We start from the raw sequence: 20017 nt of genomic DNA on the forward strand, positions 1-20017 counted from the left end.
AGAAAGCCTCCGTCCCCCGATATGGGGCCGCCGATCCGATTTACAGAAGCCCCTCTCTTGAAGTGTGCGCCCCCCTTCGCATAATAAGGCCAGGCCGCCGGGGGTATCCCCAGCGGCCTGGCCTTATTTTCCAATTTACAATTCCTGTTAAGAGAGAGGCAGCTGGTCAAACTCCATCCCGCTGAGGACTAGGATATCCCCAGGGAGGATTTCCGTATCCCCTTTGGGGACAATGGCTTTCCCCTGCCGTTTGATCATCACCACCAAAATGTCTTTGGGGATGCCCGCCTGGCTCAAAGTTTGGTGCACCCAAGGGTTCTCTTTCTCCATGGGGAATTCGATAAGCTGGGCGCTTAAATCCTCCTGGTAATCGGTAAAGGTCTTGCGCACCGAGGTCTCGTTGTCCACCAAATCCAACCGTTTCGCCACCCAGGGCAACAGGGTTCCCTGAAAGCTAACCGACAACAAGGCCACCAAAAATACGATGTGGAAGATATCGGTGTTTAGGTATGCTTTGTTGGTGACCGCAAAGATGGCGAACACGATAGAAGCCGCCCCTCGCAGCCCTACCCAGGAGACCAACAGCTTCTGCCAGAAGGTAAAGGGGAAAAAATGGAGAATGCCAAATACCGCAGCAGGCCGGGCAATCAAAAATAGGAACACCGCCACCCCAACCCCCATGGGAAGGACCTGTAAAAACTGAGAAGGGAAAGCCAATAGGCCCAGCACAAAGAACAGGAGAATCTGCATCAACCAGGAGATGCCGTCAAAAAAGTGGACCAACATCTTTTTGTGGGGCAGTTTGGCATTGCCCAGGGCGATGCCCACCAGATAGACGCTCAAATACCCATTGCCGCCCAAAAATTCGCTGGCGGAATAGGAGAACAATGCTATGGCGATGACCAAGATAGAATACAGGCCGCTGACATCCAAGTTGATCCGCCGCAACACATACACAGAAGCTTCGGCCACCAAAAATCCAATGAGCAGGCCAAACCCAATCTGTTTCACTAAGAAGGGTAGCACGGCGATCTCATCCCCCGACATCAGGGAAAGCACCACCATGGTCAGCATATAGGCCATGGGGTCGTTGCTCCCGCTCTCAATCTCCAGAAGAGGGGCCAGGCCGCCGGAGAGGTTCAAATCCTGGGAACGGAGGATGGCAAACACCGAAGCGGCATCGGTGGAGGCAATCACTGAGCCGATGAGCAACCCCTCCAGCAGGGAAGTATGCAACACAAAATGGCAGAACAACCCGGTGAGCCCCGCTGTAACCGCCACCCCTAGGGTGGAGAGCAGCACCGCTGGCACAGCGATGGGGACAGCCGTTTTCCAGCTTGTGCCAAAACCGCCGTAAAACATAATAAAAATCAACCCAAAAGAACATACTTGCTGTGCGAGAACGTAGTTGTCAAAATAGATGCCTACCGGGCCGTCTGACCCAAACAACATGCCGAGCAGCAAAAAGATCAAAAGGGTTGGTACTCCATAACGGTAAAGCAGCTTGCTGGATGTGACACACAACAGCAGTACCACCGCGATGGCAAACACCATTGGAACCATGGAATACACTCCTTTTCGTTAAATTACTATATAATTATACTATATGGATGTGTCATAAAATCCCCTATAAATATTAATACAATCTTAATATTGATGAAAAATGGCCTTTTTCTCTAAGCCTCCTCTCCCTTTAAGGAGGCCGGGGTGCATCTAAATTAGAATGGCAAGGGGGATCTTTTTTCTATAATAGGGAAAAGAGAGATGTCCTTTGGAACGCAACAGAAAACCCACAGGGACTGAAAATCCCTGTGGGTTTCTATGGAATAAAAAAATAGCTCTTCGTGCAATTTTTTACGCGCATCCGGCGCTCCTGTGGTCGGGCGCGTTTATTACCGTTGGCCCTGTGCCGTTGCGGCCCGGATGGTATTTGCCGCTTTCCCCTTCGGGGTGCCAAGAGGACACGGCGCCCCTATGAAAAAAACCTGTTTAAGCAATTTGCTTAAACAGGTTTTTTGGTGACCCGTGCGGGAATCGAACCCGCGTTACTGCCGTGAAAGGGCGGTGTCTTAACCTCTTGACCAACGGGCCGGAATCGCAATGAACCCTCCATAGAGAGCATCCATTGCGCTGGTAGCGGCAATAGGATTTGAACCTACGACACTTCGGGTATGAACCGAATGCTCTAGCCAACTGAGCTATGCCGCCATATCCTTCTTTGCTGATCACCATAAAGCAATCAAGCAAAAACTATTATACCCGATCAGGCTGGGTCTGTCAACCAGTTTTTTGAAGAAAATCCATTGATTTTTACACAAACCGGCTGTTTCTTGCCACAGGGTGGAAATTGGCGGCAATCTCCCCTCTTTCCCCGTTTTTCATGGTCAAAAATTTCCCAAACGGGGATTTTTCCTTTACCCCGAAGGGCAAAGGAAGTATAATAGTAGCAGCGGCAGGGCCTTCTTGGGGGAGGGCCTGCCCCCATTTGTTGTAAAAAGCAAAAAAGAGAGGAAAGAAACCAAATGACATCCGTTTCTAAAACCATTTTAACCAATTGGCAGCTCCGCCATACCCGCAAACAGAAAAAAGCTTTTGCGGAATATGCTGTCAAAATTTTTAGCGATCTGGGCTACTACACCCGAGTGGAAACAAAAAAGGGGTTTACCCCCTCCAACAACATCATTATCGGGGATTTAAGCAACGCCAAAACCATTGTCACCGCCCATTACGACACCCCCAGCCGCCGTTTTATCCCCTTCTTTGTCACCTTGGACAGCACCTTCCAAACCTTTTTGACCCAGTTCAGCACCATGATCGCTGTCTTTGCGGTCTGTATGTACCTGGCCAAGTACACCAACTTTTTCATCGGCTTTGTACTGTTTGACCTTTTGCTGTGGCTTCTGGTGTTCGGCCCTGCCAAAAAGAACAACGCCAACAACAACACTTCTGGGCTAATGGCCCTGTATGAGGTGGCCAGCCGACTGCCCCGGGACCGGAAAGAGGAAGTGGCTTTTGTCCTCTTTGACAACAAAGAGCTAGCCCACGCTGGTTCCAATGCCTTTGTAAAACAGCATGAGGTGGAGTTCTTCTACAACAAGTTGGTTATCAACCTGGATTGCGTCGGCGTGGGAGACGCCATCATTTTCCTGGCCAGTAAACACTCTATCCCCTTTGCAAAAAAAGCGGCCACCTTTGCCCCCAAGGACTGCGGCAAGGAGTTTTCGGCCCGGGTCAATCGGAACTTTGTCTATATCTCGGACAGCAACAGCTTCCCTGTTGCCTTTAATGTCTCTGCCTTTACCATGGATGGCGGCCCCATCCTCAAGGATCTGTACAACGAAAAGGACACGGTGCTGGACGAAAGTAACATTGACGCCTTGGCTTCCGCTCTGGTGGCCTATCTCTCCCAGGACTGCCGGTATGACAAGCACCCCAAGGAGGAGGATGAGGATTAGCTCCATCCATTTTTATAAATCCAATCCCCTAGGGCTAAGGAAAGCCCTGGGGGATTTTTTTGCGGAATTCCTGCTTTTTCCCCCTTCATCTTCGAATCATCTTCACAAAAAGCCCCCGGAACAAGGATGGATTCCCTGTTCCGAGGGCTCTTTCTATTTGTCCATTACTGAGGCCCCATAGAGTAGTTGGGCGCCTCTTTGGTGATATAAATATCGTGAGGATGGCTCTCCCGCAGCCCTGCGCCGGTGATCCGGACAAACTGGGCCTTCTCATGAAGGTCGGGGATGGTGTGGCAGCCGCAGTATCCCATGCCGGCCCGGATGCCGCCCAGCAACTGGAAGATGGTGTCCGCCACCGGCCCTTTGTAGGGCACCCGGCCCTCTACCCCTTCGGGAACCAGTTTTTTATTGTCCTCCTGGAAATAACGGTCTTTGCTGCCGTTAGCCATAGCTCCCAAAGAGCCCATGCCGCGATAGACTTTGAAGCTTCTGCCCTGGTAGATCTCCTGCTCACCGGGGGCTTCTTCGCAGCCCGCCAGCAGGGAGCCCAGCATTACCACATTGGCGCCCGCTGCCAGGGCTTTGACAATGTCGCCGGAATATTTGATGCCGCCGTCGGCAATGACGGGGATATTGTATTTGGCTGCACAGCAACAAGCGTCATACACCGCGGTGATCTGGGGAACACCGATGCCCGCTACTACCCGGGTGGTGCAGATGGAGCCAGGGCCGATGCCCACTTTCACCGCATCCGCACCGGCTTTGATCAAATCTTCGGTGGCCTCATAGGTTGCCACATTGCCGGCGATGAGAGCAATGTCTGGGAACGCCTCTTTCACCTTGCGCACACAGTTCAAAATGCCTTCGCTGTGGCCGTGGGCGGAATCCAGCACCAATACGTCCACCTGGGCTTCTACCAGTGCAGCGGCCCGCTCCAAGACATTGGCGGTGACGCCGATGGCAGCGCCACAGAGCAAGCGGCCGTTTTTATCCCGGGCGGAGTTGGGGTACTGCACCGCTTTCTCAATATCCTTGATGGTGATGAGGCCTTTGAGCATGCCGTCCTCATCCACCAAGGGAAGCTTTTCAATCTTGTGCTTGCGCAGGATCTCCTGTGCCTGGGCCAACGTGGTCCCCACCGGGGCGGTGACCAGGTTTTCCCGGGTCATCACCTCTTTGATCTTGCAGTTGTAATCGGAGAGGAAACGCAGGTCCCGGTTGGTGATGATACCCACCAGCTTGCCTTTTTCACAGATCGGAACGCCGGAGATTTTGTATTTGCCCATCAGCTCATCGGCATCAAAGACAAAATGCTCCGGGGAGAGATGAAACGGGTTGACAATTACCCCATTCTCCGACCGCTTGACCATATCCACCTCATCGGCCTGCTCCTCGATGCTCATATTTTTATGGATGACGCCGATACCCCCTTCCCGGGCAATGGCAATCGCCATCTGGGAGGTGGTTACGGTGTCCATAGCGGCGGTCATCACCGGGATATTGAGCATGATGTCCCGGGCCAGGCGGGTGGAAACCTTTACCTGGTTGGGCAGGATATCCGACTTGGCAGGAATCAGCAGCACATCGTCAAAGGTGAGCCCTTCTTTGGTGAATTTCTCCTGGAAATTGGTGTTCAGCATTCCGTTTCCTCCTTGTGTTTTCGGCCTTTCTGATATTTTAACCATTCTATCATCATTCCCCGATAGATACAAGAGATAAATCCGTTGAAATTGTAGCTTTTTACAAGTTTTTTTAGGCAGATAGACGAAAAACCAGTTTTCTTTTACTGATTTAACACATCAAATTGCTACAAAATCGCTAAAACCGTTTCTTGGCTTCTTTGGAACCCCCCAGAAGAATGGAAGCTTCAAAACAGCTGGTTTCCCCCTTCTGCCCCTGGATGAAATACCGGCTTTCTCCCTGCTGAAACAGTGCCAAGGATATGGTATCTTCAATTACTGCCTCTTTGCGGTAATAAATGGCAAACTCCCTCCAGCGCTTTTCCTCCATCTCTTCATAGGGCAGCAGGTCGCAGACCATATCTGCATACACGGTGTTGTTGAGGTGGCGGTTGCAATCCAAATCGCTGTATTGAACAACCTTTGCCCCTTGGGCGGCAACTGCCAAATCCTTTGGGCGCTTGGTCTTCATCTCATCCAAGGAGGAATCGTAGTTGCTGGAGTCGGTGGGGATTTCAAAGGGAAAGGCCGAAGGCCGAAGGATTTTCCGAGTAATAGGATTGACCATCAGCCAAGAGGATTGGGCTTCTACCAGCAATTCCCCCTCCTGGGACCAAAATTCAATCCGGCGCAGGAGCTGGGCCCCCTTGCTCATCTGGGGGTTGGTTTTCATCTTTACCCGTTCCTCATTCCGGGGGCTGCGGTGACAACGCAAGGCCATCCGTGCCAGCAGGATGACAATCTGCGCTTCCCACAAATCCCGATAAGAAAACCCCATCTCTTCAAAATGCTGGTTGCTAATCCTCTGGATCTGTTTGAGCACCCCGGAGAGTTTCATCTCCCCATGAATATCGCACTGATAATCGGGAATTACAATCTGTTTCTCATAGTGGGCGGATGCATTTGGATGTAATTGCAGCAAACTTTTTTACCTCCCTAAGCCAAAATTGACGACGGGAGTTGTTTCATGTGAAACAACTCCCGTTTGTGTTACCAAGAACGGCTGGGATGGGCCAGGCGCGCCGCCAAGTCCCCCAATTCCGATTTGGAATAAAACTCAATTTCCAATGTTCCTTTGTCTTTGCTGACCTGAATTTTCACCTTACGGCCCAACTCAGCGGCGAGGGCAAGCTCCATTTCCTGGTAATAATGGTCCCCCCAGGCCTGTTTGTCCCCTTGGGTGGGCTCCAGTTCCGGGCTGAGTGCCTGCCCTTTGGGTTTCCGCTGTTTTTTCGGGGCAGAAAGCCTCTCCACTTCCCGAACGGAAAGCCCCTGGGAAAGAATCCGGCCAGCGGTCTCCTCTATGACCTTTGGATCGTCTAAGGAGAGCAGCGCCCGGGCATGTCCCGCAGAGATCTGCCCATCCCGCACCATTTTTTCCACCTTGGGCGGAAGGCTGAGGAGCCGCAGGGCATTGGCAATCACCGGCCGGGATTTCCCCACCCGCTGGGCCACCTTTTCTTGGGTAAAGCCATAGGTTTCCATCAAAGTTTTATATCCTAAGGCTTCTTCGATGATATTCAGATCCTTGCGCTGCAAATTTTCAATCAGTGCCAGTTCCATTGCCTCGGTGTCGGTCATCTCCCGGATCACCACTGGAACCTCTGCCAACCCCACCATACGGGATGCCCGCCAGCGGCGTTCCCCCGCGACAATCTGGTACCGTCCGTTAACCATTGGCCGCACCAAGAGAGGCTGGAGCACCCCATGTTCCCGGATGGAGTCAGCCAGTTCTGCCAAGGCGGCATCGTCGAAGTCCTTTCTCGGCTGTTCTTTGTTTGGCTCAATCTCGGTGAGTTTTAACGATGTAGTGGGTATATCGCTGGTGTTGTTGTCCACAAACAAAGCTTCCAGGCCCTTGCCCAATCCACCTTTTGCGCGTGCCATGGCAGTTCCCTCCTCATTGGTTGTTCTCTAAAAATTCATCAGCCAAATCTTCGTACGCTTTCGATCCACGGGATGTACGGTCATAATAGAGCACTGGCTGGCCAAAGCTGGGCGCCTCGGACAGGCGGACATTCCGTGGAATTACGGTGCGGTACACCTTTTTTGGGAAAAACTTCTTCACTTCCTCCACCACCTGCAACGTCAGGTTCAAACGGCCGTCAAACATGGTGAGGAGTACCCCCTCAATCTCAATCTGAGGGTTATACAAACGCTTCACCTGCCGCACCGTCCCCATCAGCTGAGAAAGGCCCTCTAAGGCATAGTACTCGCACTGGATCGGGATCAGCAGGGTATCGCAGCAGTTTAGGGCGTTTAAAGTGATCAACCCCAGAGAAGGTGGACAGTCGATGAGGATATAATCGTATTGTTCTTTGATGGGAGCCAGAGCTTGTTTCAGCTTCATCACCCGGTTTTCTGCCTCCACCAGTTCAATTTCTGCTGCGGCTAAGTCCATGCTGGCCGGCAATAGATCAATATTCTCAAAACTGGTCCGTTGGAGAACGTCCTCTGCCTTGGCGTCGGCGATTAAGATGTCATAGGTGGACAGCTGGATATCCCGCTTGTTGACCCCCAATCCGCTGGAGGCATTGCCTTGGGGATCAATATCAATGAGCAGCATCTTTTTCCCTTTGCGCCCCAGCGACGCGGTCAAATTCACGGCAGAGGTAGTTTTCCCAACGCCGCCTTTCTGATTGGCAATTGCTATTACTTTCCCCATCTCTATCCTCCTAGCTCCATAAATTGGTCAAATCACCGCCTGCAACAGGCTCACTGTTTTTGATTATAGCACATCTCCATGGAATTGGGAAGGAAAATCAAAGGAGCCACGGCAACGCCGCGGCTCCTCTGACGAATCAGTAAGGGAAACACATATACCTTAACCTCAAAAGAGGAATGGCATCTTGTAGGCAAAATCTGCAAGCTTTCAGGGGGGATTATTTTTTGTATCCCGGCAATACAGGCGATTTGTAAGCTGCCTCTTTTGGGATCTTCACCCGATACTCGATAAAGTTTTGATCCTCTGTGCGATCTGTCACCGCAGGGATCCCCGCCTCCTTCATGGTGCTGACCGCCTTTTCCACTGTGTTGATAAAGATCCGCAGATCCTTCACCACCCATAGCCGGCTTTTGGCTGGAGTTGGCTCCAGCCGTTTCTCCACATATTCTTCGGTTTGGGAGACATTAAGGCGGTTTCCAATGACATATTTTACCGCATTGATAAAGCACGGCTGATCCAACAGCTTTAGCAAGGCCCGTGCATGGCGCTCAGTCAAATTGCCTTTGAGAAATACATCCCGAATATCCGGCGGGAAGCGGAGCAGCCGCAGCTTATTGGCTACAGCCGACTGGGATTTCCCCAGCTGTTCCGCCAATTGCTGCTGGGTGAGGTTCCACCGCTCCATTAAAGTGGCATATGCTTGCGCCTCTTCAAAATAAGAGAGGTTCTTCCGCTGCAAATTTTCAATCACCGCTAACACTGCGGATTTTTGATCATCCATCTCACTGACAATGGCGGGGATATCCTGCCATTCCAGCATTTTTGTAGCACGCAAGCGGCATTCCCCTGCCACCAGTTCAAATCGGCCATCCTTCTTTTTTCGGACGGTGATTGGCTGGAGCAAACCGTTTTCATCAATGCTGCGGGAAAGCTCCTCAATATATTCCTCATCAAAGGTTTTGCGGGGCTGCATGGGGTTGGGGTCAATTACATGCAGCGGCAGCAGCAGCACCTTGCCGATCGCTTCGTATTTGGAAAACAATTGGCGCATAAAAATCCCCCCATGGAAGAAAAGCCTGTCCACATTCTGTCTTTGGCCTTTGTTGTACCCCAATAATCGTTCTACGAGTATTGTAGCATAAGGGAATTTGGTATTCCAGAATTTTCCATCGCAGAATTTTACCTTTTCTTACGCCTTTCCCCTGCTTACAAGGGGGATTTTGCTATTTTTGCAGAGGGCCTTGGATATTTTGCCGGAGTTTGCGATATTTTTTGAATCACAACGACACTTCGCTTATTCTCCTTCGGCAGCACATAACGATCCACCTTTTCCAGCTTGCCCCCCAGCAGCTGGATGGCTTTTTGCGCCCCGGCCACTTCCTCTTCACAGTCGTATCCTTTTAAGGCGATGAACAAGCCTCCCACCTTGACAAAGGGGAGACAGTACTCTGCCAGGACAGCCAAATCTGCAACTGCCCGGGCGGTGGCAATATCAAACCGCTCCCGATACTCAGGTTTGCGGCCCGCTTCCTCCGCTCGGAAATGGATGGCGGTATTCTCCTGTCCCAAAGCTTGAGACAATGCCTGTAAAAAAGTCACCCGCTTGTTGAGGCTGTCCAAAAGGGTGAGGTCTACATCTGGCCGGGCAATCTTCACCGGCACCGAAGGGAAACCTGCCCCAGTGCCCACATCGATCATAGACGAACCTTCCTGGAGAGGCACACTTTTGAGCAGCATCAAGCTGTCGAGGAAATGTTTGATGACAATATCATCCGGCTGGGTGATGGCAGTCAAGTTCATTTTCTGGTTCCACTCCAGCAAGGTGTCGGCATAGGTGCCAAACTGCTCTACCATCCTGTCCGTCAGGGAAAACCCATACTCCTCCCCATAGGTCTTCAACTGTTCATTCGAGATTGTCATGGCCTTTTCCCTCCTGTTTTTTCTGCTCTAAATAGATGATCAATACCGAAATATCCGCTGGGCTCACCCCAGAGATGCGGGAAGCCTGCCCCAAATTGATGGGCCGCACCAAATCCAGCTTTTCCCGCGCTTCCAACCGAAGACCTTGAATGGTGGAATAAACCATGTCCTCTGGCAGAGGGGTTCCCTCCAAACGGCGCATTTCTTCCACTTGGGCCAATTGTTTTTTGATATACCCTTCGTATTTGATAGAGACTTCTACCTCCTCCGCCACCGCCCGGGGAAGCTCCGGCCGCTTGGGATCAAAGGGAGCTAGATCCTCATACCCAATTTGTGGCCGCCGGATCAGCTCCACCGCCTTCATCCCTGTGGTGAGCGGGACTGTTTCACGTGAAACCAACATGGCGTTCAATGCATCCGAAGGGACGATGGTCAACCCTTGAAGACGCTTGATCTCCCCTTCCACCTGGGCTTGCTTCTCCAAAAACTTCTGCCACCTCTCCTCATCGATCAGCCCCAATTCATGGCCAATAGGGGTAAGCCGGACATCCGCATTGTCCTGCCGCAAGATCAGCCGGTACTCCGACCGGGAGGTCATCATCCGGTAGGGGTCGGAACATCCCTTGGTCACCAGGTCATCAATCAAAGTGCCGATATAAGAGGATGCCCGATCCAAAATCAGCGGGTCTTTTCCCTGCAAAGACCGCACTGCATTAATCCCAGCGATCAACCCTTGGGCTGCCGCCTCCTCATACCCGGAGGTGCCATTGAACTGTCCCGCGCCATACAAACCAGGCACTGTTTTAAACTCTAAGGAAGGCTTTAAGGCCAGAGGGTCCACACAATCGTATTCAATGGCATAGGCATTTCGCATGATCTGCACATTCTCAAATCCCTTGATGGTGCGGTAAAAGGCCAACTGGACATCCTCCGGCAGGCTGGTGGAGAGCCCCTGGAGATAGATTTCGTCGGTATCCATCCCCATCGGCTCCACAAACACCTGATGGCGGGGCTTGTCGGCAAACCGCATAATTTTATCCTCAATACTGGGGCAATACCGAGGGCCGATCCCCTCAATCTGGCCGCCGTACATGGCAGACCGGCCAATGTTCTCCTGGATGACCCGGTGGGTCTCCTCATTGGTATAGGCGATGTGGCAAATTGCCTGATTTTTCAGCTCCCCTTCGGTCGAAAAGGAAAACGGGGTGATGGGGTCATCCCCCTCCTGCTCCTCCAGTTGAGAAAAGTCAATGGAACTTCGCTCCACCCGGGCAGGGGTCCCGGTTTTAAACCGACGCAGGGGAAGGCCGATCTGCACTAGGGAATCGCTGAGCCGTTTGGCGGCGTGCATCCCATCTGGGCCGCTGGAAAAAACCTGATCCCCCACAAAAATCTTCCCGTTGAGGAAAGTCCCAGAACATATGATCGCAACTTTTACTGGATGGACAGCCCCCAACCGGGTGACCACCGACTCTACCTGGCCCTCCTCATCGGTGCGGATCTCCACCACCTCTGCCTGTTTCACATGGAGGTTTTGCTGCCGCTCCACCGCCCGCTTCATATAGATATGGTACTGAGCCCGGTCCGCCTGGACCCGCAGGCTGTGGACCGCTGGCCCCTTCCCCCGGTTTAGCATCCTGCTCTGAATAAAGGTGGCGTCTGCGGCCTTGCCCATCTCCCCTCCCAAGGCGTCAATCTCCCGGACCAAATGCCCCTTGGCCGTCCCGCCGATGGAGGGATTGCAAGGCATGTTGGCGATGGCGTCCAAACTCATGGTAAACAGCACGGTGGATGCCCCCAGCCGGGCGGCGGCCAAAGCGGCCTCCACCCCAGCATGTCCCGCGCCGATCACTGCAATGTCAAAGGGTTGTGCTTGATATTCCATGGATAACTCCCCCTCTCCCCGGTGTGGGGAAAGACTATAACCAATCTATTTTCCACAGCGTTTTCCCCTGGGGGAAAACGCTGGTTTGCTTCTGCACTATTATAACAAACTCAGTGCTTTTCCACCAGAGGAAAATTCCGTGGAAAACCTTGACTCCCCAGTTTTCCTTCTTGGCTCATCTTTTTTCCACAGCGGATTTCTTCCTTTCCACCGGGAAAAACCTCTTCTGCCCTCCCCTCTGACAGATAAAAAATAGGGACCGGCTGCCCCACGAGAAGGGGGACAGCCCGGCCCCGGTTTTCCTTCTATTTTACCATAAAGTCTGCACAAACCATAAGAATTGCAAAGCGGCTGCTGCCGCAAAGGGCTTCGCCCTGCAAGCAATTCTTCGAATGGCACAGCTTCGCTGTGGCTATTTTCCCACACAGAACTGGGCGAACACCTGGCCCACCACTGCATCGGTGGCCCGCTCACCAGTCAACTCTAAAAGGGCGTTCAGCCCTTCATCGATGCACACGGTGGCAGCATCCAAGGTGAGGGCGGAGCCAACCGCTTCGATGGCGTCATCCAAAGCGGATTTGGCCCGCAGGATGCACCCTCTCTGGCGCTCATTGGCCAAGATGGGGGCGGAACCATCGATCTGGTGAAGGGACAGCACCTCCCGGATGGCGGCAGAAAGGGCATCCATCCCTTCCCCATTGGCCGCAGAGACCTCCACCACCTGGGGAATCCACTGGGCGATTTCCTCCCGCTGAATCTTGCGGGGAAGGTCGGTTTTGTTGAGAACCGCCACTGCCGGACGGCCTTGCAACGCCTCCAACAGCTCCCTGTCCTCCCTGGTCAAGGAATCGGAGCTGTCAAACACCGCCAACACCAGCCCGCTGTCCTCCATACGGCGGCGTGCCAAATCCACCCCCACCGATTCCACCGGGTCGTCGGTAGCCCGGATGCCCGCTGTGTCCGCCAGGTTGAGCACCACATCCTCCAGCCGGATCACATCCTCCACCACATCCCGAGTGGTGCCGGGAATGTCGGTGACAATGCTGCGCTGGGCCCCGGCCAGCAAATTCATCAAGGTGGACTTGCCCACGTTGGGCCGGCCGATGATAGCGGTATCCACTCCTTCCCGCAGGATACGCCCTAAGTCATATGTGGAGAGGAGCTGCTCCAACTGATCCCGACAGCCGCTCAGAGAATGAAGGAGGGAACCCGTCTCCACTTCCTCGATGTCCTCCTCTGGGTAGTCCACCCAGGCTGCAAGGTGTCCAGCCAGGCCGAGAAGAATCTTCTCAATCCCCTGTACCCTTTGAGATAAAGCCCCATCCCGGGCCGACAGGGCCGCTCTGGTGGCATTCTTATTTTGGGAGGAGATCAGATCCATCACCGCCTCCGCCTGGGTCAGATTCACCTTCCCGTTTAAAAAAGCCCGCTTGGTGAATTCCCCTGGGCCGGCTAAAACCGCCCCTTGGTCCAAGACCGCCCGCAGCACCCGCTGGAGCACATACACCCCGCCGTGGCAGGAAAGTTCTGCCACATCTTCGCCGGTGTAGCTCTTTGGGGCCCGGTAGACCGACAGAATGGCTTCATCCACCTGGCCATCCTGGTCGAAAACACGGCCATAGGCGCTAGTAAACCCTTTCATGGAGGAAATATCCCGTTCTCCAGCTGGGCGGAATACCCGGGCGGCAATGGCCAGAGCCTCTGGGCCAGAGACCCGAACAATGCCGATCCCTCCCACTGCCAAGGGTGTGGAGATCGCCGCAATGGTGCTCATCACATACCATCCTTTCAATAAGAATGGCACCCCCGCGGGCCTCTGCGGGCCTTTGAGAGTGCCATTGTATCTTCTCTAATCGTCGATTTCGATTTTGCCGAACAGGGGCAGGTCGGCGGCCTCAGAAGGCGGGGCAGAACGGAGAATCCGCTCCTCCTCGGAGATGGGTGCTCTCGGTGCCTCCGGCTCTTTCAACTCCTCCCGCTCCCGGTAGGGTCTGCGCTCCCGGCTGCTCTTCCCCTCACCGCGGCTTTCCCCAGAGGGCCTGCCGCCCCGGCGGGAGCCGCCTTTGCCTTTGCCTCGTCCATCGGTACGGGGCTTCTTCGGATTGGCAGAGCTGATCACTACCCGGCGGTTGGGCTCTTCCCCCACCGAAGTGGACAGCGCCCCTTCCACCTGGGATACAGCGGCGTGGATTATCCGGCGCTCATAGGGGTTCATAGGCTCCAAAGTGGAGCTCCGGCCGGTTTTGACCGCATTGTTGGCCAATTTCTTCGCCAAGGTTTCCAAGGTTTTTTCCCGTTTTTCCCGGTAGTTGCCGCTGTCGATGGTCACACGCATATAATCGCCGTCCGCCCGGTTGGCCACCAGGCCGGTCAGATACTGGAGGGCATCCAAAGTCTCGCCGCGACGGCCGATGATGACGCCCAACCCCTCGCCGCTGAGGGTGATGACCGCATTGTTGTTCTCCTCCACCTTGGCGGTTACCTCCACATGGGGCAAGCCGATCTCGGTGAGAATGTCTTTGATATAGGCAACTGCGATCTCCGCCTTGTCGCTGGATTCTTGGTAGACACGAACCTTGGCAGGCTGGGCGCCGATGCCGAAAAAGCCTTTTTTGGGCAGGTCGATGATCTCAATTTCCACTTCTTCCCGGGGCAGGCCAATCCGGTCGCAGGCGAGTTCAATAGCCTCTTCCACGGTTTTCGCTGTCATGGTACATTCTTTCATAAAAGGGCACCTCCTCAGGTTGCGTCCTGTTATTTCAGGTCGTCGTCGGTGACTTCCACATATTCCTCACCGTATTTTTCCGCATCCCGCTTGCGGGCGGCAGCCAATTTCATCCGGTTGATTTCCTTTTGAGTCAGGGCTTTTTCCGCCGCCGCGGCATCCCCCTGCTTCATCCGTTTCTTTGCTTCAATCTTCTCTTTGCGCTCCTGCTCCTTGCGGGCAGCGGCCTCTTCCTTCGCTTTTTTGACCATCTCCACCGGGTCATAGATCTTGTTGAGGATGTAGGACTGAGCCGCAGAGAACACGTTGGAAAGCAGCCAGTACACGCCGACGCCGGCGGGCACCTGGAAGGCGATAAATACACTCATCAAAGGCATCATCAGCAGCATGCTTTTGTTCATGCTGGCCGCCGCGCCGTCTTCGCCGGTGGTGGCGCTGCTGAGCTTCATGCTGATCAGGCTCATGCCCAGGGCGGAAAGGCCGGACAGGATGGGAATCAACAGGTAAATATTGACCGCCATTGTGGGGACAACTCCCAGATCCATGCCGAAGAAGGTGAAATCAAAATTCGAAATTTTATCCACCACATCGGCGCCCAGGGAAGAGAAAGCCCCCGCATTCTGATGCACCGCATTGATGATGCTCATCTCCACGCTGTGCATATTCATGCCGCCTTCCCCCAGCACCTGCTTGGCGATTTCGGTCGCCGCATTGATGGTGTCGGCCGGCAGCCGCAGGATGTGCTTCAAGGGGTAATAAATGACATCAATCAAGCCAAAGAGGATGGGAAACTGGATGAGGACAGGAAGGCAACCGCTCATAGGGTTGTAATTTTCCTTCTCATAAAGCTTCAGAAGCTCCTCATTGAGCTTTTCCTTGTTATTTGCATATTTTTTCTGGATCTCTTCCATTTTTGGCCGGAAAGCGGCCATTTTGACCATGGACTTCTGCTGTTTCACAGCAAACGGCACCAACACCAATTTGGTGAGGATGGTAAACAGGATCAGCGCCAGGCCGTAGTTGTTTACCAGGTGGTAGCACAGAAACATGATCCACCCCAAGGGGTAACCAAGGATGGCGTAAATGGTTCTCATCATAACAATAGGTCCTCCAGATCGGATGGTGTACTAGGCGGATGGAGTCTGCCAAATATCGCCCTTTACTCCAAGTGGTCGGGCACGGGGTCATATCCGCCTTTGCAAAAGGGGTGGCATCTCAGAATCCGTTTAACGGCAAGTAGCCCGCCCCGATACGCTCCATATTTGGATATGGCCTGGTACGCGTATGTGGAACAGGTTGGATAAAACCTGCAGCAAGCAGGCCTATAGGGCGAAATCGCCTTTTGATAAAAACGGATGACTGCCAAAAACAGTTTTTTCATATTGCATATTGCCCCAAAAGGACGGCCGACTGCCGCTTGGAGCGTTTTATTCCGCCGGAGCGGTCTGCTGGGGTTTGGATGGCTCTGGCTTCTGCAGCAAGCCCAGCTTCTGCAGCTGCTTGTCCATCACGCGCTGCACCTCCTGCATCTTCACTTGGGTGGTGCGTCCCCGGGCGACAAAAACGATATCCCAGCCTTTGACCACAGTGGGCTCCATCTGGCGGTATGCCTCCCGGATAATTCTCCTTGCACGGTTTCGTTTACAAGCTTTTCCAATTTTCTTGGTGGCGGTGATGCCCACCCTGGCCCGGCCTTTTCGGTTCTTGACAGCATAGGTGACCAGAAGGGGGTGCACAGCGCTTTTCCCAGCGCGGTAGACCTTTTTAAAGTCTCGGTTTTGATTGAGTGTGACTGTATGAAGCATGGAAAGTGCCTTTCATGCCGGTTTTGCAGATTTTCCTTTTTATGATCCGGCAGACAGCCCGCCGGTTTCGGCGGGCGCCGGGTCATAAAAAGAAAGACCACAAAAAGGTTGTGGCCGGCAATTAGTGAGTTAAACGGGCTCTGCCTTTCGCTCTTCTGCGAGCAAGCACTTTTCTTCCGTTTTTCGTGCTCATTCTCTTGCGGAAACCATGCTCTTTCTTTCTGTGGATCTTCTTAGGCTGATAGGTTCTAAGCATCAAAATACCCTCCTTTCGGGGCGAAACCTTGCAAGATAACAGTATAGCCTACACGGGGCAAAATTGTCAATAGAAAAAATGGTTTTTTCCCGGTTCCAAAGCCATTTTTCCCTGTTTTGGAGGCGATTTTTTCCATCTTCCCCCTGAGGGCGGCCGTTTTTGCCGGAAAAATTCCCCTTGCTTCTGTTTTTGCTGGGTTGCCGGCGCCTTTGTTTGCCACGCCGCCCTCCAGCTTCCCCCTCCTGGATAAACCCAGGGATTTCCACCTGTTTCCATCCTTTGGTTTCCCTTTTCCATTCCATCTTCCCCAACCGGGATTTTTTGCTGTTTATACTATTATATAATATATTCACACAGGGCTGTTGAAAAGCTTGAAATAAACATTCCACTTATGCTACAATAACTCTGTTGAAGATCGGTGGAAAAAGTTTTTTCAACACACCTTTCCCAGTTGATCAACCCCTTTTCCACCGACCCGGAAATTTAATCGGAAGGACGATCAAACCATGGAATCCTTTAAAGAAGTGTTTTCGCTGGTCAGCGATTACTGCAAAGGACCCGATGGCGTTACCGAAGTAGCCCATTCCCTTTGGATTAAGGATATCGAGCCGGTCAAGTTTGAGAACTCCACCGCCTACCTGCGGGTCAGTTCCCAATTTAAAAAGGAGATCATCGAGGAGAAATACCTCCCCCTCCTGTCCCGTGCCTTCGAGCATATCCTAGGCTTTAGTGTAAACATCAAAATCCTCTGCGACTCCGCCCCCAAACAGGAGCCGCCCGAGTCCGGCATGCTGTCCGGATATTCCCAAGAAGAGCTGGAGAAGAGCAGCCAAGGCGGCGATTATGAATACACCTTCTCCACCTTTATCGTGGGCCCCTCCAACAAATTTGCCCACGCGGCATCCCTGGCGGTGGCTGCAAACCCTGCCAATGCCTACAACCCCCTGTTCATCTACGGCGGGTCCGGGCTGGGCAAAACCCATCTACTGCTGGCCATCTGCGCAGAGATCAAAAAGAACAAGCCGGAAACCAACATCATCTACGCCAAGGGCGAGGAGTTCACCAACGAGCTGATCTACGCCATCACCACCGAGACCACCCGGGAATTCCATGACAAATACCGCCTGGCTGATGTCTTGTTGGTGGACGACATCCAGTTTATCGGCGGCAAGGAGAGCACCCAGGAGGAGTTCTTCCACACCTTTGAGGCCCTCCACCAGGCAGGCAAACAGATTGTCCTGACCAGTGACCGCCCTCCCAAGGAGATTAAAACCCTAGAGGACCGGCTGCGCACCCGGTTTGAATGGGGCCTGCTGGCCGACATTCAGCCCCCGGATTTTGAAACCCGCATCGCCATCATCCGCCGCAAGGCCGAACTGATGGACATCCAAATCCCCGACGAGGTGGCCGAGTACATTGCCAACCGGCTGAAAAACAACATCCGCCAGCTGGAAGGCGCAGTGAAAAAGCTCAAGGCCTTTAAACTGCTGGCTGGCACCCCGCCGTCCATCCTCATTGCCCAAAACGCCATCCGGGATATTTTAAATGACAACCAGCCGGTGCCGGTCACCGTGGAGCGGATCATCTCGGAGGTGGGCCGCACTTATGGGGTATCCTCGGCAGACATCCGCTCCACCAAGCGGTCGGCCCAGATCTCCCAGGCCCGGCAGATCTCCATTTACATCGTCCGGGACATCACCCAGATGTCCATGTCCTCTATCGGGGAGGAGTTCGGCGGCCGGGACCATTCCACCATCGTCTACGCCATCCAGCAGGTAGAAAAGAACATGAAACAGGATTCCCGCTACAAGGAGACAGTGGAGGACATCATCAAGAACATCCGCGACTCCTAACCTTCTCTTTCTTTTCCCAAAGAAAGAGAAGGCAGAAAGACCCCCCCTTACCGGAAATAGAGATCAATCTGTTTCACTGGGGGAAAGCAATCCCTCCTTTCACTACAGGCGTGCAGATTCGGTTTAGACGAGGACTCTATTCCCGCCAAAGCAGCCTTTTCACCCCCGGAATTATACAGTCTGTATTGGTTTTACTGTCTCTTGCAAGATTTCCATCGCAAGTTGCAAAACCTGTTTAACCCTATTGAATTTTCGGCGCCGCGAACCTTTCTTTTTTGCGTATGATTATGCGTTTCTCACTTTCCACTTTTCCCCGTTTCCACGGCCCTATTTTCACCTTTTGGGAAGGTTGTGGTTCTCCACGGAATTCTCTACTTGTTTTCCACACTTTAAACAGAGTTTTCCACAACCCAGTGAAAAAGCGATGGCTGTTTCCACCTCTCCACAAATTCACCACCGCAGCCACTGGAAAGAGAACGCCTCTTTTTTCCTTTGATAAAGCAGGTTTGCGCGGTTGTCCACATCCCAACCGCCCCTACTACTACGACTAAAAATAGAGTTCTATCCTGATCTTGTTATGGGAGGGAAAGAACCGTTGTGAAAAACCAGCCGGGCAAAACCGGCAAAACAAATTGCAATTGAGGTGAATGAATCCATGAACATTCTCTGTGATAAGGCCCTCCTAGTACAGGCTGTCTCCAATGTATCCCGCGCAGTATCGGGCAAAACAACCCTCCCGGCCTTGGAGGGCATTTTGATGGTGGCCAAGGGCGGCCAGGTCCAGCTGACTGGCTACGACCTAGAACTGGGCATTTCCACCCATCTGGAAGCCCAGGTCTTGGAGGAAGGAGAGATCGTCCTCTCCGCCAAGCTGCTGCTGGATATGATCCGCCGGATGCCTGGTGACCAGGTGGCCATTGAAAGCGATGCCAAACTGCTGACCCAGCTGAAAAGCGGGGTCACCGAATACACCATTTTGGGCATGCCTGCCACCGACTACCCGGAGCTTCCTTCGGTGACCGAAGGGTCCGCCATCCAGCTGCCCCAGACCACCTTGAAGTCGATGATTGACCAAACCTTGTTTGCGGTGGCAACCACCGATTCTAAACCAGTTCACACCGGTTCTATGTTCGACGTGGACGAAGAGGGGATCACCCTTGTTTCGGTGGATGGATACCGCCTGGCCCTGCGCCGGGAAAAGGTGAAAATCGGCCAGCCGATGAAGTTCATCGTCCCCGGCAAGACTTTGTCTGAGGTCTCCAAGCTTCTGGGGGATGAGGACACCCCCACCGAGCTGTTTATCTCCCGCAAACACATTGTGTTCAACATCAACGGATATAGCGTCATCTCCCGCTTGTTGGAGGGGGAATTTTTGGATTACCACGCCGCCATCCCTCAAAACAGCACCACTACTGTAAAAATCTCCACCCGCAGCTTTATGGACTCCATTGAGCGCACCAGCCTGCTCATCTCCGACCGGCTCAAGAGCCCCTTGCGGGTCAAATTTACCCAGGATCTGATCAAAGTTTCCTGCTCCACTGCCATCGGCAAAGCCTATGATGAAATCCCCTGCTCCATCGACGGCGGGGAAGTGGAGATGGGCTTTAACAACAAATACATCCTAGACGCCCTCAAGGCCTCCGGCTGTGATGAGGTCAAGCTGGAGATCAGCGGCCCCCTCTCCCCCATGAAGGTAGTTCCCCCCGAAGGGGATCAGTTCCTCTTCCTGGTGTTACCGGTGCGGCTGAAGGCGGAATAATCGACCATACAAGGA

18 protein-coding genes and 2 tRNA genes are annotated in these 20017 nt (G+C 53.2%); 3 read left to right on the forward strand and 17 right to left on the reverse strand.

Features of this window, described 5'->3' with window-relative positions; all coding sequences use genetic code 11:
- Positions 1-147: 147 nt before the first annotated feature.
- From RDQ42_RS08280 to RDQ42_RS08290, 3 genes are all read right to left on the reverse strand, one after another.
- Positions 148-1563 carry a potassium/proton antiporter gene (locus RDQ42_RS08280; protein ID WP_231357913.1) on the reverse strand — a complete coding sequence of 472 codons (1416 nt, stop codon included), beginning with the start codon at positions 1561-1563 and terminating at the stop codon, positions 148-150.
- Positions 1564-2016: 453 nt separating this feature from the next.
- A tRNA-Glu gene (locus tag RDQ42_RS08285) sits at positions 2017-2091 on the reverse strand.
- Positions 2092-2131: 40 nt separating this feature from the next.
- Positions 2132-2208: transfer RNA gene (locus RDQ42_RS08290), tRNA-Met, on the reverse strand.
- A gap of 314 nt (positions 2209-2522) precedes the next feature.
- On the opposite strand from RDQ42_RS08290, the gene RDQ42_RS08295 reads away from it, so the two are divergent.
- Positions 2523-3455 (forward strand): M28 family peptidase, encoded by a 933-nt coding sequence (locus RDQ42_RS08295; RefSeq protein ID WP_231357914.1) that lies wholly within the window; start codon positions 2523-2525, stop codon positions 3453-3455.
- A gap of 164 nt (positions 3456-3619) precedes the next feature.
- Here RDQ42_RS08295 and guaB read toward each other — a convergent pair whose 3' ends face one another.
- From guaB to RDQ42_RS08365, 14 genes are all read right to left on the reverse strand, one after another.
- Complete coding sequence (guaB, locus tag RDQ42_RS08300) at positions 3620-5095, reverse strand: IMP dehydrogenase (protein ID WP_195254481.1); 1476 nt, start codon at positions 5093-5095, stop codon at positions 3620-3622.
- 178 nt (positions 5096-5273) lie between these two features.
- The gene (locus RDQ42_RS08305) at positions 5274-6056 is read right to left on the reverse strand and encodes an acyl-[acyl-carrier-protein] thioesterase (protein WP_054331930.1); all 783 of its coding nucleotides are present in this window, start codon (positions 6054-6056) and stop codon (positions 5274-5276) included.
- 68 nt (positions 6057-6124) lie between these two features.
- The gene (locus RDQ42_RS08310) at positions 6125-7021 is read right to left on the reverse strand and encodes a ParB/RepB/Spo0J family partition protein (RefSeq protein WP_231357915.1); all 897 of its coding nucleotides are present in this window, start codon (positions 7019-7021) and stop codon (positions 6125-6127) included.
- A gap of 13 nt (positions 7022-7034) precedes the next feature.
- Positions 7035-7799, reverse strand: coding sequence for a ParA family protein (locus RDQ42_RS08315; protein WP_054331928.1), 765 nt, complete (start codon positions 7797-7799; stop codon positions 7035-7037).
- A gap of 217 nt (positions 7800-8016) precedes the next feature.
- Positions 8017-8850, reverse strand: coding sequence for a ParB/RepB/Spo0J family partition protein (locus RDQ42_RS08320; RefSeq protein WP_071427495.1), 834 nt, complete (start codon positions 8848-8850; stop codon positions 8017-8019).
- 155 nt (positions 8851-9005) lie between these two features.
- Entirely contained in the window at positions 9006-9719 is a 714-nt protein-coding gene (gene rsmG / locus RDQ42_RS08325) for a 16S rRNA (guanine(527)-N(7))-methyltransferase RsmG (protein ID WP_071427496.1), read from the reverse strand.
- Positions 9703-11604, reverse strand: coding sequence for a tRNA uridine-5-carboxymethylaminomethyl(34) synthesis enzyme MnmG (gene mnmG / locus RDQ42_RS08330; protein WP_231357916.1), 1902 nt, complete (start codon positions 11602-11604; stop codon positions 9703-9705). The genes rsmG and mnmG overlap by 17 nt, the downstream gene beginning before the upstream one ends.
- A 412-nt stretch (positions 11605-12016) precedes the next feature.
- Positions 12017-13378, reverse strand: coding sequence for a tRNA uridine-5-carboxymethylaminomethyl(34) synthesis GTPase MnmE (mnmE, locus tag RDQ42_RS08335; protein ID WP_054331926.1), 1362 nt, complete (start codon positions 13376-13378; stop codon positions 12017-12019).
- 75 nt (positions 13379-13453) lie between these two features.
- On the reverse strand, positions 13454-14329 hold the full coding sequence (jag, locus tag RDQ42_RS08340) for an RNA-binding cell elongation regulator Jag/EloR (protein WP_071427498.1): 876 nt from the start codon (positions 14327-14329) through the stop codon (positions 13454-13456).
- A gap of 29 nt (positions 14330-14358) precedes the next feature.
- On the reverse strand, positions 14359-15426 hold the full coding sequence (gene yidC / locus RDQ42_RS08345) for a YidC/Oxa1 family membrane protein insertase (RefSeq protein WP_054331925.1): 1068 nt from the start codon (positions 15424-15426) through the stop codon (positions 14359-14361).
- A 62-nt stretch (positions 15427-15488) separates the two neighbouring features.
- Positions 15489-15710 (reverse strand): membrane protein insertion efficiency factor YidD, encoded by a 222-nt coding sequence (gene yidD, locus RDQ42_RS08350; protein ID WP_074026315.1) that lies wholly within the window; start codon positions 15708-15710, stop codon positions 15489-15491.
- A 46-nt stretch (positions 15711-15756) separates the two neighbouring features.
- Positions 15757-16134 (reverse strand): ribonuclease P protein component, encoded by a 378-nt coding sequence (gene rnpA, locus RDQ42_RS08355; RefSeq protein WP_054331924.1) that lies wholly within the window; start codon positions 16132-16134, stop codon positions 15757-15759.
- A 121-nt stretch (positions 16135-16255) separates the two neighbouring features.
- On the reverse strand, positions 16256-16390 hold the full coding sequence (rpmH, locus tag RDQ42_RS08360) for a 50S ribosomal protein L34 (protein ID WP_054331923.1): 135 nt from the start codon (positions 16388-16390) through the stop codon (positions 16256-16258).
- Positions 16383-16610, reverse strand: a complete 228-nt coding sequence (locus tag RDQ42_RS08365) for a hypothetical protein (RefSeq protein WP_054331922.1) — start codon at positions 16608-16610, stop codon at positions 16383-16385. Before RDQ42_RS08365 ends, rpmH begins: the two co-directional genes overlap by 8 nt.
- 286 nt (positions 16611-16896) lie before the next feature.
- On the opposite strand from RDQ42_RS08365, the gene dnaA reads away from it, so the two are divergent.
- Positions 16897-18243: a chromosomal replication initiator protein DnaA gene (dnaA, locus tag RDQ42_RS08370; RefSeq protein WP_054331921.1), complete on the forward strand. Its 1347-nt coding sequence runs from the start codon at positions 16897-16899 to the stop codon at positions 18241-18243.
- Between the two features lie 655 nt (positions 18244-18898).
- Positions 18899-20002 (forward strand): DNA polymerase III subunit beta, encoded by a 1104-nt coding sequence (gene dnaN / locus RDQ42_RS08375; protein WP_308588540.1) that lies wholly within the window; start codon positions 18899-18901, stop codon positions 20000-20002.
- Positions 20003-20017 lie beyond the last annotated feature (15 nt).

This window comes from uncultured Merdimmobilis sp., assembly GCF_902471145.1.
GTDB lineage: Bacteria > Bacillota > Clostridia > Oscillospirales > Ruminococcaceae > Merdimmobilis > Merdimmobilis hominis.